This is a genomic window from Pseudomonas sp. stari2, assembly GCF_040760005.1.
Taxonomy (GTDB): domain Bacteria; phylum Pseudomonadota; class Gammaproteobacteria; order Pseudomonadales; family Pseudomonadaceae; genus Aquipseudomonas.
The window spans coordinates 316772-330000 of the sequence record NZ_CP099760.1 but is presented as its reverse complement, the minus strand read 5'-3'; the positions used below and the strand labels follow the sequence as shown (position 1 = coordinate 330000).

Here is a 13229-nt window from a genome sequence, read left to right as displayed (position 1 = left end):
CGCTTTCATCGCAGTCACTGCACCCGCCCCAAGACCCAGCACCCGCTGCAAAACCTCCAGCGTATGCTCGCCCAACAAAGGAGGCGCACGGCGATACTCGACAGGAGTCCGCGACAACCGGATCGGACTAGCCACCTGCGGCACCATCCCCGCCAGCGCGTGAGGCAGCTCAATCGCCAACCCGCGAGATTTCACCTGCGGATCCTCGAACACCTGCGACAGATCATTGATCGGTCCACACGGCACACCCGCTTGCTCCAGTTGAGCCACCCATTCGGCGGTCGTCTTGAAGACTGTCACCTGACGGATCAGCGGAATCAGTACCGCCCGGTTCGCCACCCGTAGCTTATTGGTCGCGAAACGTGGATCGTCTGCCCACTGTGGCTGCCCGGCCACCTCGGCAAACTTGCGGAACTGTCCGTCATTACCCACGGTAAGAATGAAGTCACCATCAGCCGTAGGAAAATCCTGGTACGGCACGATATTCGGATGTGCATTCCCTAGCCGCTTTGGCGCATTACCCGTCGTCAGGTAGTTCATCGCCTGGTTGGCCAGACACGCCACCTGTACATCCAGCAGCGCCATATCGATATGTTGGCCGCCGCCATCGTGATCACGGTGAGCCAGCGCCGCCAGGATCGCCACGGTCGAATACAGCCCCGTGAGGATATCCGTGAGCGCCACACCCACTTTCACCGGCCCGGCGCCCTCATCACCTTCAGGTCGACCTGTGAGACTCATCAGCCCGCCAAGCCCTTGGATCATGAAGTCGTAACCCGCGCGCTTGGCATACGGCCCGGTCTGGCCAAAACCGGTGATCGAGCAATAGATCAGATCCGGATTGATCGTCTTCAGCGACTCGTAATCCAGGCCATAAGCCGCCAGACCACCCACCTTGAAGTTCTCGATCAGGATGTCCGACTTGGCTGCCAACTCCCGTACCAGTTTCCGACCTTCGGGACGTGTGAAGTCGATCGTCACCGATTGCTTGTTGCGGTTGGCCGACAGGTAATAAGCCGCCTCGCTGGTATTCTCGCCGTAAGCGTCCTTCAGGAAGGGCGGCCCCCAGGCACGAGTGTCGTCACCATTGCCCGGGCGCTCGACCTTGATAACTTCCGCCCCAAGGTCGGCAAGAATCTGCCCGGCCCACGGACCGGCCAGCACTCGCGACAAATCCAGTACCCGCAGATGCGACAACGCGCCCATGGTCGCTCTCCTATTAATAGAACGCCTGCAGGCCGGTCTGCGCACGACCCAGGATCAGCGCATGAACGTCGTGAGTACCTTCATAGGTATTCACCACTTCCAGGTTGACCAAGTGACGGGCCACCCCGAACTCATCGGAGATCCCGTTGCCGCCCAACATGTCACGGGCCATGCGAGCGATATCCAGCGATTTGCCACAGGAGTTGCGCTTCATGATCGAAGTGATTTCAACCGCAGCGGTGCCTTCATCTTTCATGCGCCCCAGACGCAGACATCCTTGCAGCGCCAGAGTGATTTCGGTCTGCATGTCAGCCAGCTTCTTCTGGATCAACTGAGTAGCAGCCAACGGACGACCGAACTGCTGGCGATCCAGGGTGTACTGGCGTGCGGTGTGCCAGCAGAATTCAGCCGCTCCCAACGCACCCCAGGAGATGCCATAACGAGCAGAGTTGAGGCAGGTGAACGGACCTTTCAGGCCACGCACATCCGGGAAAATGTTTTCTTCCGGCACGAACACGTTGTCCATGACGATTTCGCCAGTGATCGAAGCCCGCAGGCCGACCTTGCCATGAATCGCCGGAGCGCTCAGACCTTTCCAGCCCTTCTCCAGAACGAAACCACGGATGTCGCCCGCATCGTCCTTGGCCCAGACGACGAACACATCGGCGATCGGGCTGTTGGTGATCCACATCTTGGCGCCGGTCAGGCTGTAGCCGCCTTCGACTTTGCGTGCACGCGTAATCATCGCACCCGGGTCGGAACCGTGGTTCGGTTCGGTCAGACCAAAGCAGCCGATCCACTCGCCGGACGCCAGTTTCGGCAGGTACTTCTGTTTCTGTGCTTCGGTGCCAAATTCGTTGATCGGCACCATCACCAGCGAAGACTGCACGCTCATCATCGAACGGTAGCCGGAATCCACGCGCTCGACTTCACGGGCAATCAGGCCATAGCTGACGTAGTTGAGGCCGCTGCCACCATACTGCTCGGGGATGGTCGCGCCCAACAGGCCGACTTCGCCCATTTCACGGAAGATTGCCGGGTCAGTCTTCTCATGGCGGAAGGCTTCAAGAACACGTGGCGCGAGGCTCTGCTGGGCGAATTGCTCGGCAGTGTCGCGGATCATGCGTTCTTCTTCAATCAGCTGTTGATCCAGCAGCAGGGGATCGATCCAGTTGAAGCTAGCTTTACCGCCCATGAGTGAGTCCTCGCAAATCGGGTGAATTAACGTGGCATTGATCCTAGGCCCGCTTCGCCATCCCGGCAAACGAGGATTTCGCATCCTGTTGTGCTAATTTCTCACTCCGAAACGTCGCCAAGTGCCTTATATGCGACGTATTAGTGAGGTTGACGTACATGCGCCGCAAGATACCCAGCACCACCGCCCTGATCAGCTTCGAGGCAGCCGCCCGCCACGAGAGCTTCACCAAGGCCGCCGAAGAACTTTCCCTCACGCAGGGCGCCATTTGCCGACAGATCGCCAGCCTTGAGGACTTCCTCAGTGTCGAACTCTTTCGACGCTCGCGACGCGGAGTGAAGCTGACCGAAGCGGGCCTTTCCTACAGCCGCCGGGTTGCCACCCAACTCGATGCCGTGGAGCGCGACACCCTGTCAGTGATGGGTCAGCAAGGCACCAACGTGATCGAGCTCGCTGTGGTGCCCACCTTCGGCACGCAATGGCTGCTGCCAAGACTCAAGGACTTTCAGCTCAAACATCCGGAGGTGACGGTCAACCTGACCAACCGAACCCGCCCGTTCCTGTTTGCCGACACGGAATTCGATGCCGCCATCTACTTCGGCGATGCCGATTGGTCGGGTACCGAATCCCACAGGCTGATGGGCGAGAATCCGATGCCGGTGTGCAGCCCCGCCCTGCTCGGCAACAAGATGCATCTGACGCCGGATGAAATCGCCGATCTGCCACTGCTCCAGCAAACCACCCGCCCCTACGCCTGGCGACAGTGGTTCAACTCGCAACACCTGAACATCCCCCGCGACATGACAGGTCCGCGCTACGAGCTATTCTCCATGCTGGCCCAGGCAGCCATGCACGACATGGGAATCGCGCTGATCCCACCGTTCCTGATCCAGCGCGAATTGGCCGAGAAACGCTTGGTGATAGCCAACCCGAATGCACTCTCCAGCATTAAGGCGTATTACCTGATGATTCCGGAGCGAAAGGTTGAATCGGCGTCACTCAAGGCTTTTCGCGATTGGTTGGTAAACCAGGCACACAGCTACAACCTAGAAGGCTAAAGGCTTTCAGTGATTACTAACCCCGTAGTCAGAAAAATAAAAGCCCTACAGATATAACTATTTGTCGCAAATCGACAGACTGTATCCGAAAGTCGTACAGACGTCCCACAAGCGCCTGCCGACGTGGCTTTGCGCCCTCATTCGCGACTCATTGAGGACTATTCACGTCACCGATGAGAAAAATCTTCAAATTCATCCAGACTCCTTGAAAGGCACGGCCTGCAAGGGATTCAACTGGCCATCTGCGACATTCGGTCACGGGATGACTTGTAGTTAATTTTCCGTCACCCGTCATAATCCCTTGAAGGGCATAAACTTCGCCTGCAAAATGCCGCGCCCCGCCCTGATTTGGCGGGATCGTGCTGATCGGCCGCCCCAGTCGCACCATCCGTAGTGCATGGGTTTACTCAATAAGATCACGCAGGAGATTTGACGTGCACATTGGTGTTCCTCTCGAAACCCAGACCGGTGAAACACGGGTTGCTGCAACCCCGGAAACCATTAAAAAGCTGATCAGCCAAGGTCATAAAGTCACTGTGCAAACCGGCGCCGGCGTTAAAGCCAGTGTTGTCGACAGTGCCTATGAAGCGGCAGGCGCAACCATTGGCAGTGCCAATGACGCGTTTGGCGCCGAGCTGATTCTCAAAGTGGTCGCGCCAAGCGATGCCGAACTGACGCTGATCAAGCGCGGCACCGTGCTGGTGGGCATGCTCAACCCGTTCAACAACGACACCATCGCGAAGATGGCCGAGTGCGGGATCACCGCGTTCGCTCTGGAAGCAGCGCCACGTACGTCCCGGGCCCAGAGCCTTGACGTGCTGTCGTCCCAGGCGAACATTGCCGGCTACAAGGCCGTGCTGCTGGCCGCCCACTACTATCCGCGCTTCATGCCGATGCTGATGACCGCTGCGGGCACCGTGAAAGCGGCACGCGTGCTGATTCTGGGCGCTGGTGTGGCTGGGTTGCAGGCGATTGCCACGGCGAAACGTCTGGGCGCCGTCATCGAAGCGTCTGATGTACGTCCGGCCGTGAAGGAACAGATCGAGTCCCTCGGCGCCAAATTCGTCGACGTGCCTTACGAGACCGATGAAGAACGCGAATGCGCGGTCGGCGTCGGCGGTTATGCGCGTCCGATGCCGGCGAGCTGGATGCAGCGTCAGGCCCAGGCCGTGCACGAGCGCGCCAAGCAGGCTGACATCGTCATCACCACCGCACTGATTCCGGGCCGCAAGGCACCGACGCTGCTGAGCGCAGACACCGTAGCGCAGATGAAACCCGGCTCGGTGGTCATCGACCTCGCAGCCGCCCAGGGTGGCAACTGCCCGCTGACCGTGGCCGATCAGGTCGTGATCGAGAACGGCGTGACCATCGTCGGCCCGACCAACCTCGCCGGTGAAGTCGCCGCAGACGCCTCGGCGCTGTACGCACGCAACCTGCTGGACTTCCTGAAGCTGGTCTTCACCAAAGAAGGCCAGTTCGAAGTGAACCTCGAAGACGACATCGTCGCCGCGTGCCTGATGTGCCGCGACGGCCAAGTCATCCGCAAAAACGCCTAAGCAGGGATTCAGACGATGGAAGAGCTTATCTCCCCCGGTATCTACAACCTGATCATCTTCGTGCTGGCGATTTATGTCGGTTACCACGTGGTCTGGAACGTTACACCCGCATTGCACACGCCGCTGATGGCGGTGACCAACGCCATTTCGGCGATCGTGATCGTCGGCGCCATGCTTGCCGCCGCACTGACCGTCACTCCACTGGGCAAGACCATGGGCACCCTCGCCGTGGCGCTGGCCGCGGTCAACGTGTTCGGTGGCTTCCTGGTCACCCGCCGCATGCTTGAGATGTTCAAGAAGAAAGCCCCGAAAGCAAAAGAAGAGGCGCCTAAGTAATGAGCATGAACCTCGTCACGACGCTCTACCTGATCGCGTCGATCTGCTTCATCCAGGCCCTCAAGGGTCTGTCGCACCCGACCACGTCGCGCCGCGGCAACCTGTTCGGCATGCTCGGCATGGCGCTGGCCATCATCACCACTGTCGGCCTCATCTATAAGCTGGGCGCCGAGCTCGCGACTGCTGGCATCGGTTACGTGATCGTCGGCCTGCTGATCGGCGGCACCGCCGGTTCGATCATGGCCAAGCGCGTTGAAATGACCAAGATGCCGGAACTGGTTGCGTTCATGCACAGCATGATCGGTCTGGCAGCGGTGTTCATCGCCATTGCTGCCGTGGTCGAGCCGCAGTCCCTGGGCATCGTCAAGCAACTGGGCGACTCGATCCCGGCGGGTAACCGCCTGGAGCTGTTCCTTGGCGCAGCCATCGGTGCAATCACCTTCTCCGGTTCGGTGATCGCGTTCGGCAAGCTGTCGGGCAAGTACAAGTTCCGCCTGTTCCAGGGCGCACCGGTACAGTTCAGCGGTCAGCACAAGCTGAATGCAGTATTGGGTCTGGCGACGCTGATCCTCGGCGTCACCTTCATGCTGACAGGCAACCTTGCCGCGTTCGCCCTGATGCTGGCCCTGGCGTTTGTCATGGGCGTGCTGATCATCATCCCGATCGGCGGCGCCGACATGCCGGTGGTGGTGTCGATGCTCAACAGCTATTCCGGCTGGGCAGCAGCGGGTATCGGCTTTTCGCTGAACAACTCGATGCTGATCATTGCAGGCTCCCTGGTGGGTTCGAGCGGTGCGATCCTCTCGTACATCATGTGCAAGGCGATGAACCGCTCCTTCTTTAATGTACTGCTCGGCGGTTTCGGCAATACCGCAGACGCCGGTCCTGCCGGCGAGAAGGAAGCTCGCCCGGTGAAATCCGGCTCGGCTGACGACGCGACCTTCCTGCTGACCAACGCCGACACCGTGATCATCGTGCCGGGCTACGGTCTGGCGGTGGCCCGTGCACAGCACGCATTGAAAGAGCTGACCGAGAAGCTGACCCACCATGGCGTGACCGTGAAGTACGCGATCCACCCGGTGGCCGGTCGGATGCCTGGCCACATGAACGTACTGCTGGCCGAGGCCGAAGTGCCGTACGACCAGGTGTTCGAGATGGAAGACATCAACTCCGAGTTCGGCCAGGCCGACGTGGTGCTGGTGCTCGGCGCCAACGACGTGGTCAACCCCGCTGCCAAGAACGATCCGAAGTCGCCGATTGCAGGCATGCCGATTCTAGAAGCCTTCAAGGCCAAAACTGTCATCGTCAACAAGCGCTCGATGGCCAGCGGCTACGCCGGTCTGGACAACGAACTGTTCTACCTGGACAAGACCATGATGGTGTTCGGCGACGCGAAGAAAGTCATCGAAGACATGGTCAAAGCAGTCGAGTAACCCTCGCAGGCAATACCAAACGCCCCGACTTGTCGGGGCGTTTTTGTTTGCGAAAACCGTCGAACAATTTGCCGCGTTGTTGCAGATCCGGTAACGGTGTTTTACTTGAAACCCGCTAAATAGACGCCTCGTTTGCGACCTTGGTAGCGGGACAGGCGCCCGCGAAATTCACTAGACTGCGCATCCTGCTACTCGCTGCCCGAGAAAATAATCCATGTACCGTGACCGTATTCGCCTGCCTTCGTTGTTGGATAAAGTGATGAGCGCCGCCGACGCCGCTGCGCTGATTGAGGACGGCATGACCGTCGGCATGAGCGGCTTCACCCGCGCCGGCGAAGCCAAGGCCGTTCCCCACGCACTGGCCGAGCGAGCCAAGGTCACGCCGCTGAAGATCAGCCTGATGACCGGCGCCAGCCTGGGCAACGACCTCGACAAACAACTGACCGAGGCCGGTGTACTGTCGCGGCGTATGCCGTTCCAGGTCGACAGCACCCTGCGCAAGGCGATCAACGCCGGCGAAGTGATGTTCATCGACCAGCACCTGTCGGAAACCGTGGAGCAACTGCGCAACCAGCAACTGAAGCTGCCGGACATCGCGGTGATCGAAGCCGTGGCCATCACCGAACAGGGCCACATCGTGCCGACCACCTCGGTGGGCAACTCGGCGAGCTTCGCGATCTTCGCCAAACACGTGATCGTCGAGATCAACCTGGCGCACAACGCCAACCTCGAAGGTCTGCATGACATCTATATCCCGACCTATCGCCCGACCCGCACGCCCATCCCGCTGGTAAAGGTCGACGACCGTATCGGCAGCACCGCGATCCCGATCCCGCCGGAGAAGATCGTCGCGATCGTCATCACCCAGCAGCCCGATTCGCCGTCCACCGTGTCTTCGCCGGATGTCGACACCAAAGCCATCGCCGATCACTTGATCACCTTCCTCAAGCAGGAGGTCGATGCCGGACGCATGACCAACAAGCTCGGCCCGTTGCAGGCAGGCATCGGCAACATTGCCAACGCGGTGATGTGCGGACTGATCGATTCGCCGTTCGAAGACTTGACCATGTACTCCGAAGTGCTGCAGGACTCGACCTTCGACCTGATCGATGCCGGCAAGCTGAGCTTCGCCTCGGGCAGTTCGATCACGCTGTCGGAACGGCGCAACAGCGACGTGTTCGGCAATCTGGAGAAGTACAAGGACAAACTGGTGCTGCGCCCGCAGGAGATCTCGAACCATCCGGAAGTGGTTCGTCGCCTGGGCATCATCGGCATCAACACGGCCCTTGAGTTCGACATCTACGGCAACGTCAACTCCACCCACGTCTGCGGTACGCGGATGATGAACGGTATTGGCGGCTCGGGCGACTTCGCACGCAACGCGCACCTGGCGGTGTTCGTGACCAAGTCGATCGCCAAGGGCGGCGCGATTTCCAGCGTAGTGCCGATGGTCAGCCACGTCGACCATACCGAGCATGACGTCGACATCCTGGTGACCGAGGTCGGCCTCGCCGACCTGCGCGGCCTGGCGCCACGGGAACGCGCACGAGTCATCATCGACAACTGTGTGCACCCGGATTACCGCCAGGCACTGAACGACTATTTCGACAAAGCCTGCGCCATTGGCGGCCACACCCCGCATATCCTGCGTGATGCCCTGAGCTGGCACATCAATCTGGAAGAAACCGGACGCATGCTGAAGGCGTAATCCGCACAGATATTCCGCTGGCGCAAACACAGTTTCGCCAGCGGGATTTGAAAACTTCCGATCTCGTCAAAAACTGTACTTCTGTACCGGTCTTTTTCTACGGCTTTTGTCTTCTTCTCTCACCGAATTGAGCAAAAATGCACCAAATAGGCGCAGACAGGTACAGTTTGCGCGATTTTGACCCGTACACCCCCTATAAACAGTTAACTGGTCACTCACAATACAAGTGAACTGTATCTAGAGAGTCTGGCCAAACGAGAGGATCATGGGCACCAGTTAAACCACTACCTGATCCCGCCACAAGCGGAAGGATGTCAACCATGGAACGTACACTCAGTTCCGAACTGTTCTTCGAAGACAAAGCTGCAAAAACCCAAGCTTCCCTGCCTCTGCGCGTTATCGCCAACCTGATGTTGTGGCAGCGCCGCATCTCCAGCCGCCATCAACTGGCTCGTCTGGATTCGCGTCTGCTGGCTGACGCCGGTATCAGCGAAGCACAACGCTACGAAGAGCTCAGCAAGCCGTTCTGGCGCTAAGTAGCGTCGCTGGCTCTGGTCGCCAGACCCACCGCCAGCAACCCGAATTGAACAAACAAGACCCGTCGCGGGAAACCGCGACGGGTCTTGTCGTTTTGGGCTCGGAAAACATGCGATACAGGTGCTTGTATCGCAGACAGGTACAGTTTCACTTAACGAAAAACTGAACCAGTACAATTTTGTCACGGTGTATCTGCCGTGCTCACAGCATTGAGATCAACATGACCTTCCGCCTCCACTGACTTAAGGAAGACGTCATGAATCACTTACAGGATGTTTCAGCAGTTACAGTCGATCGCTCTCCCCGCTACGGTCTTCTACGGCGACTATTCAAAGGCTTCTGGCGAGGCCTGGAGCGCGCCAGAACACGGCGCCTGCTGGCCCAACTCGATGGGCGGGATCTCGCCGATCTCGGCCTCAGCCACGCGGATCGACTGAATGAGCTGGAGAAACCCTTCTGGCGCTAGCACTTTGCCCTCTGTGCGAAACCTCCCACACAGGCCTAATATCCGGGCAGAACGTGGCGAATGCCGTGCGACTAGCGTCTGACTTCCCAGACACCAAGCCACCTCTCAATACGATATTTCCAGAGGAGTTACACCATGTCCCGTCTTCGCCTGCTCAGCGCTGCCGCCCTGCTGGCCGTGGCTGCCAATGCCAGCGCCACCAGCTTCATCGTGACCACCGACGCTGTTGTCGGCGCGCTGAAGTCCTCTTCGGACGCGACTTCCGACGTCAGCTCTTCGCTGCGTGACAACAAAGTCGTGATCGCTGCCCGTGACGATGCTGCCAGCTTCGTTGCCAGCGAAGGCCAGATCCGCGGCGTAAAACTTGAAAGTGCCCTGGACCTCATCCGCCATCAGGCCCCGCAACTGAATGCGACCGACGCACAACTGGCACAAGCCATCCTGGCGATCTGAGCCGACATTGCAGGAAGGGACACGCCAGTCGTGTCCCGATGTTTCGCAGCTGGCTCTAGACCGGGCATTGCGCTAGCCTTGGGGCTCGCTAACAGCTCCTGAGACCCATGCGTTTTTATCAAAATCTGCTTATCCCTTCCGTCCTGGTCACTGCCTGCTGGGCAACGTCGGTCGATGCCTTTGACGTCTCGACGCAAAACACCGTCGTCAGCGGTTACGCCACCAGCATGGTGTCTTCCGCGCCTTTCGACCGTAAACTGTTGTTCGCCGCCCACGACGATGCGGCGGCATTCGTTGCCAGTGACGGCCAATTACGAGGCGCCCAGCTTGAATCCGCACTGCATTACCTGCGTAAATCCCGGCCAAAACTTCATGTAAGCGACCTTGAACTGGCACAGGCAATTCTCGTCCAATAGTTATTCTTGTCCCCTCCGGAGTCGTTCCATGCGTAGCCCGCTGATTGCTGCCACCCTTGGCCTGTTGTTGTTGGCCGATATGGCCCAGGCGCACACCCTGGTAGCCACCAGTAACATCATCGTTCGTGCCTCCCAGCGCACCATCGATTTCACTTCCGACACCACCACGTCGATCCGCGATTCGAAAATCATCCGCGAAGCCCATGACGACGCCGCCAGCTTCGTCGCCAGCAACGGTGATATCCGTGGTGCGCACCTGGAAGCCGCCCTCAACACCTTGCGCACCCGCGTGCCGGAAGCCCGCGACGCCAGTGATCAGGTACTCGCCGAAGCCATCCTCGCATTGTGAAGTCTCTCAGCGCCTGGCTGCTGGCCGGGGCGCTGCTGCTGATCGGCAGCAACGCCCACGCCAGCCTGCAATTACGGCTCAAGACCGACGGTCTGAGTCCTGTCCAACAACAGGCCAGCCAGGCGCTGCTCGATGAAGCGATGCAGAAACTGCCGCCCAGCTTCATCGAACGTCTGGATCGACGCATCGATGTCGGCTGGACCGACGACATGCCCGCCAACGCCTACGGCCAGGCGACACTCGTCTCCGAGCTGGACCTGAACCGCAAACTGCTCGCCAGTCTCACCGACGGCAGCGCGGCCAAACAAAAGACCAGTCGCCCCCACGGCACTGTGCGGCAGGAATTGCTGGCCACGGTGCTGCACGAAATCACCCACATTTATGATCGCGCACGCCTGTGGCCAGCTGCCGAACGCACGCTGATCCAGCGCTGCACCCGCCGCAACAACAGCGCCGGACTGGTCGGCCTGCCGGACGAGTGCCGTGGACAGAACGACCGGCGCTTCACCCTCAGCGATGACCCGCGCCTGCTCGACCTCGCCGGCTGGCAGCAATACGTCGGTCGCCGTGGCGAACGTGAACAGCACAACCGGCAAATCGCCCGCAGCCCGGATCTGTACGAGATCTCCAGTCCGAAGGAATTCGTCGCGGTCAACATGGAGTATTTCCTCCTCGACCCGAGCTATGCGTGCCGCCGGCCTGCGCTGTATCGCTATTACAAGGAACATTTCGGCTGGGCGCCGCCGGAAAAGGACACCTGCGCCAAATCCTTCGCCTTCCTCAATGCCGGCAACGACTTTGCCAAACAGCCGTTAGGCCAGGTCGATCCGGAGCGGGTCTACGCCATCGACTATCTGCTGGCCGAAGCGAACCAGAACTGGGTCAGCCGCTGGGGGCACAGCATGTTGCGCCTGGTGATCTGCGCCCCGGGCCGCCCGCGTGGACCAGACTGCCGACTGGATCTGGACCAGCATCTGGTGCTGTCCTACCGCGCCTTCGTTGGCGATGTGCAGCTGTCGAGCTGGGACGGACTGGTCGGCAAATACCCGTCGCGCCTGTTTGTCCTGCCACTGGCGCAGGTAATCGACGAGTACACCAAGACCGAATTGCGCAGCCTCGCCTCAGTGCCGCTGAACCTGTCTCGCAGCGAGATCGAAGACGTGGTCGGACACGCCGCCGAAATGCACTGGAGCTACGACGGCAACTACTTCTTCCTGTCCAACAACTGCGCGGTGGAGAGCCTGAAACTGCTGCGCAGCGGTAGCAACAATGCACAACTCACCGGCCTCGACAGCATCATGCCCAACGGCTTGCTGGAAGTGCTCAAGGGCCGGGGCCTGGCGGATACCAGCGTGCTGGACAATCCCAAAGAGGCGTTGCGTCTGGGTTACCGCTTCGACTCGTTCCGTGACCGCTATCAGGCAATGTTTGATGTGCTGAAGAAGCAATTGCCGATCAAGCAGACCAGCGTCGAGGAATGGCTGTCGCTGTCTGCCGAAGAGCGTCGGCCATGGTTCGAACGCGCGGACCTGCGCACCAGCGCTGCGTTGCTGCTGTTGGAACAGGCGAGTTTCCGTCGCCAGTTGCTGCTGGCCCAGGATGAGGTCAAGCAACGCTACCTCGGTGCCCGGGAGCTGGAAAACGGCGGAATGGATAAAGCCAACGCGACCTTGCAGCAGATCCTCGCCAACAGCGGCTTCCTCAGTCGCCCGGCGGAATTGCTCGATTCTCGTGGTTACGGCCTGCCGCAACCCAGCGAATTCAGCCGGCTGGAAGCCGAAAGCAGCCAGCGCCAGAAACAGCTACTGGTGCTGAGCGGTGATCTGGACAAGGAAGTGCGTGCACTGCTGGAACCGAAGCGAGCGGCAGAGATTGCCGCCAACGAGGCCAACGTGAAACAGATCGGCGAGCATTTGCGCAAACTGCACAAAGCTTCGGGTGGCCTGGAACTGCCCTGAATACAACGGCCCTGAAAAACAAAAGACCGCAGCCTGTGCAAGGCTGCGGTCTTTTTTATTGCCTGCAAATCAATACAGAACACCATCCAGAATCTCGTAGACGATCCCGGTACCGACCGCGATCAACACAATATCGCCACCGGCCCGTCGCCATTCATAGCCCGGATATACCGGCAAACGCCCCAACGCCCGGGGATCCAGCCGCTCACCGTAATAACCGTGTGGCAACGGCCGGCCGCGTTCCAGGCGAATACCCGGAGGTGGTGGTGCACCGCGAACGAAATAGCCGTGGTTGTCACGGATCACCTGGCGTACCGGCCCGAAGTCACGTGGTGGCGGGCCGCCACGGTGGCTGCTTTGCCAGTCATGGTGATCGCCACCGCGATCGTCGTAGTGGCCCTGCTGCGGGCCGCCGTGGTCGTGATCGTCGCGTGGGTCGGCGCTGGCTAGCAGCGGCGTGGCGCTGATCATCAGCACGCCCAGACTGGCAATCAGACGTTTCGGCATTTTCATGGGGTTTCCTCACTGCACTGACAGCAAAAAGGGACTCAGAACGTG

At 59.7% G+C, this 13229-nt stretch carries 14 protein-coding genes (1 of these 14 cut by a window edge); 11 read left to right on the top strand and 3 right to left on the bottom strand.

Annotation, left to right across the window (positions count from 1 at the left end; translation table 11 throughout):
- Both NH234_RS01545 and NH234_RS01540 read right to left on the bottom strand, forming a co-directional pair.
- Positions 1 to 1206, bottom strand: partial view of a CaiB/BaiF CoA transferase family protein gene (locus NH234_RS01545; RefSeq protein ID WP_367255449.1) — the 5' portion only. The gene continues 15 nt to the left of window position 1, outside the view; the window shows 1206 of its 1221 coding nt (coding positions 1-1206); the start codon lies at positions 1204 to 1206; its stop codon lies off the left edge, out of view.
- A 13-nt stretch (positions 1207 to 1219) separates the two neighbouring features.
- Positions 1220 to 2401 (bottom strand): acyl-CoA dehydrogenase, encoded by a 1182-nt coding sequence (locus tag NH234_RS01540; RefSeq protein ID WP_367255447.1) that lies wholly within the window; start codon positions 2399 to 2401, stop codon positions 1220 to 1222.
- A 158-nt stretch (positions 2402 to 2559) separates the two neighbouring features.
- On the opposite strand from NH234_RS01540, the gene NH234_RS01535 reads away from it, so the two are divergent.
- From NH234_RS01535 to NH234_RS01485, 11 genes are all read left to right on the top strand, one after another.
- Positions 2560 to 3459 (top strand): LysR family transcriptional regulator, encoded by a 900-nt coding sequence (locus tag NH234_RS01535; RefSeq protein WP_085733816.1) that lies wholly within the window; start codon positions 2560 to 2562, stop codon positions 3457 to 3459.
- 434 nt (positions 3460 to 3893) lie between these two features.
- Entirely contained in the window at positions 3894 to 5015 is a 1122-nt protein-coding gene (locus tag NH234_RS01530; protein WP_011331831.1) for a Re/Si-specific NAD(P)(+) transhydrogenase subunit alpha, read from the top strand.
- A 15-nt stretch (positions 5016 to 5030) separates the two neighbouring features.
- Complete coding sequence (locus NH234_RS01525; protein ID WP_003220416.1) at positions 5031 to 5351, top strand: NAD(P) transhydrogenase subunit alpha; 321 nt, start codon at positions 5031 to 5033, stop codon at positions 5349 to 5351.
- Positions 5351 to 6784, top strand: a complete 1434-nt coding sequence (locus NH234_RS01520; RefSeq protein WP_367255445.1) for an NAD(P)(+) transhydrogenase (Re/Si-specific) subunit beta — start codon at positions 5351 to 5353, stop codon at positions 6782 to 6784. The genes NH234_RS01525 and NH234_RS01520 overlap by 1 nt, the downstream gene beginning before the upstream one ends.
- Before the next feature lie 214 nt (positions 6785 to 6998).
- Entirely contained in the window at positions 6999 to 8492 is a 1494-nt protein-coding gene (locus NH234_RS01515; RefSeq protein WP_085733819.1) for an acetyl-CoA hydrolase/transferase family protein, read from the top strand.
- A 320-nt stretch (positions 8493 to 8812) separates the two neighbouring features.
- Positions 8813 to 9028 carry a DUF1127 domain-containing protein gene (locus NH234_RS01510; RefSeq protein ID WP_003220409.1) on the top strand — a complete coding sequence of 72 codons (216 nt, stop codon included), beginning with the start codon at positions 8813 to 8815 and terminating at the stop codon, positions 9026 to 9028.
- Positions 9029 to 9285: 257 nt separating this feature from the next.
- Complete coding sequence (locus tag NH234_RS01505; RefSeq protein WP_367255444.1) at positions 9286 to 9495, top strand: DUF1127 domain-containing protein; 210 nt, start codon at positions 9286 to 9288, stop codon at positions 9493 to 9495.
- 135 nt (positions 9496 to 9630) lie between these two features.
- Positions 9631 to 9948 (top strand): DUF2388 domain-containing protein, encoded by a 318-nt coding sequence (locus tag NH234_RS01500; protein ID WP_085713004.1) that lies wholly within the window; start codon positions 9631 to 9633, stop codon positions 9946 to 9948.
- Positions 9949 to 10055: 107 nt separating this feature from the next.
- Positions 10056 to 10364 (top strand): DUF2388 domain-containing protein, encoded by a 309-nt coding sequence (locus NH234_RS01495; protein ID WP_085733821.1) that lies wholly within the window; start codon positions 10056 to 10058, stop codon positions 10362 to 10364.
- Between the two features lie 28 nt (positions 10365 to 10392).
- On the top strand, positions 10393 to 10713 hold the full coding sequence (locus NH234_RS01490) for a DUF2388 domain-containing protein (protein ID WP_085733822.1): 321 nt from the start codon (positions 10393 to 10395) through the stop codon (positions 10711 to 10713).
- Entirely contained in the window at positions 10710 to 12671 is a 1962-nt protein-coding gene (locus NH234_RS01485; RefSeq protein ID WP_367255443.1) for a DUF4105 domain-containing protein, read from the top strand. Before NH234_RS01490 ends, NH234_RS01485 begins: the two co-directional genes overlap by 4 nt.
- Positions 12672 to 12740: 69 nt before the next feature.
- Here NH234_RS01485 and NH234_RS01480 read toward each other — a convergent pair whose 3' ends face one another.
- Positions 12741 to 13184 (bottom strand): anti-virulence regulator CigR family protein, encoded by a 444-nt coding sequence (locus NH234_RS01480; protein WP_085713007.1) that lies wholly within the window; start codon positions 13182 to 13184, stop codon positions 12741 to 12743.
- Between the last annotated feature and the right edge of the window lie 45 nt (positions 13185 to 13229).

Excerpts from the sequence above, each read along its gene's own strand:
- NH234_RS01540 (WP_367255447.1), bottom strand. The coding sequence starts at position 2,401 with ATGGGCGGTAAAGCTAGCTTCAACTGGATCGATCCCCTGCTGCTGGAT.
- NH234_RS01535 (WP_085733816.1), top strand. The coding sequence starts at position 2,560 with ATGCGCCGCAAGATACCCAGCACCACCGCCCTGATCAGCTTCGAGGCA.
- NH234_RS01525 (WP_003220416.1), top strand. The coding sequence starts at position 5,031 with ATGGAAGAGCTTATCTCCCCCGGTATCTACAACCTGATCATCTTCGTG.
- NH234_RS01520 (WP_367255445.1), top strand. The coding sequence starts at position 5,351 with ATGAGCATGAACCTCGTCACGACGCTCTACCTGATCGCGTCGATCTGC.
- NH234_RS01515 (WP_085733819.1), top strand. The coding sequence starts at position 6,999 with ATGTACCGTGACCGTATTCGCCTGCCTTCGTTGTTGGATAAAGTGATG.
- NH234_RS01510 (WP_003220409.1), top strand. The coding sequence starts at position 8,813 with ATGGAACGTACACTCAGTTCCGAACTGTTCTTCGAAGACAAAGCTGCA.
- NH234_RS01505 (WP_367255444.1), top strand. The coding sequence starts at position 9,286 with ATGAATCACTTACAGGATGTTTCAGCAGTTACAGTCGATCGCTCTCCC.
- NH234_RS01500 (WP_085713004.1), top strand. The coding sequence starts at position 9,631 with ATGTCCCGTCTTCGCCTGCTCAGCGCTGCCGCCCTGCTGGCCGTGGCT.
- NH234_RS01495 (WP_085733821.1), top strand. The coding sequence starts at position 10,056 with ATGCGTTTTTATCAAAATCTGCTTATCCCTTCCGTCCTGGTCACTGCC.
- NH234_RS01490 (WP_085733822.1), top strand. The coding sequence starts at position 10,393 with ATGCGTAGCCCGCTGATTGCTGCCACCCTTGGCCTGTTGTTGTTGGCC.
- NH234_RS01480 (WP_085713007.1), bottom strand. The coding sequence starts at position 13,184 with ATGAAAATGCCGAAACGTCTGATTGCCAGTCTGGGCGTGCTGATGATC.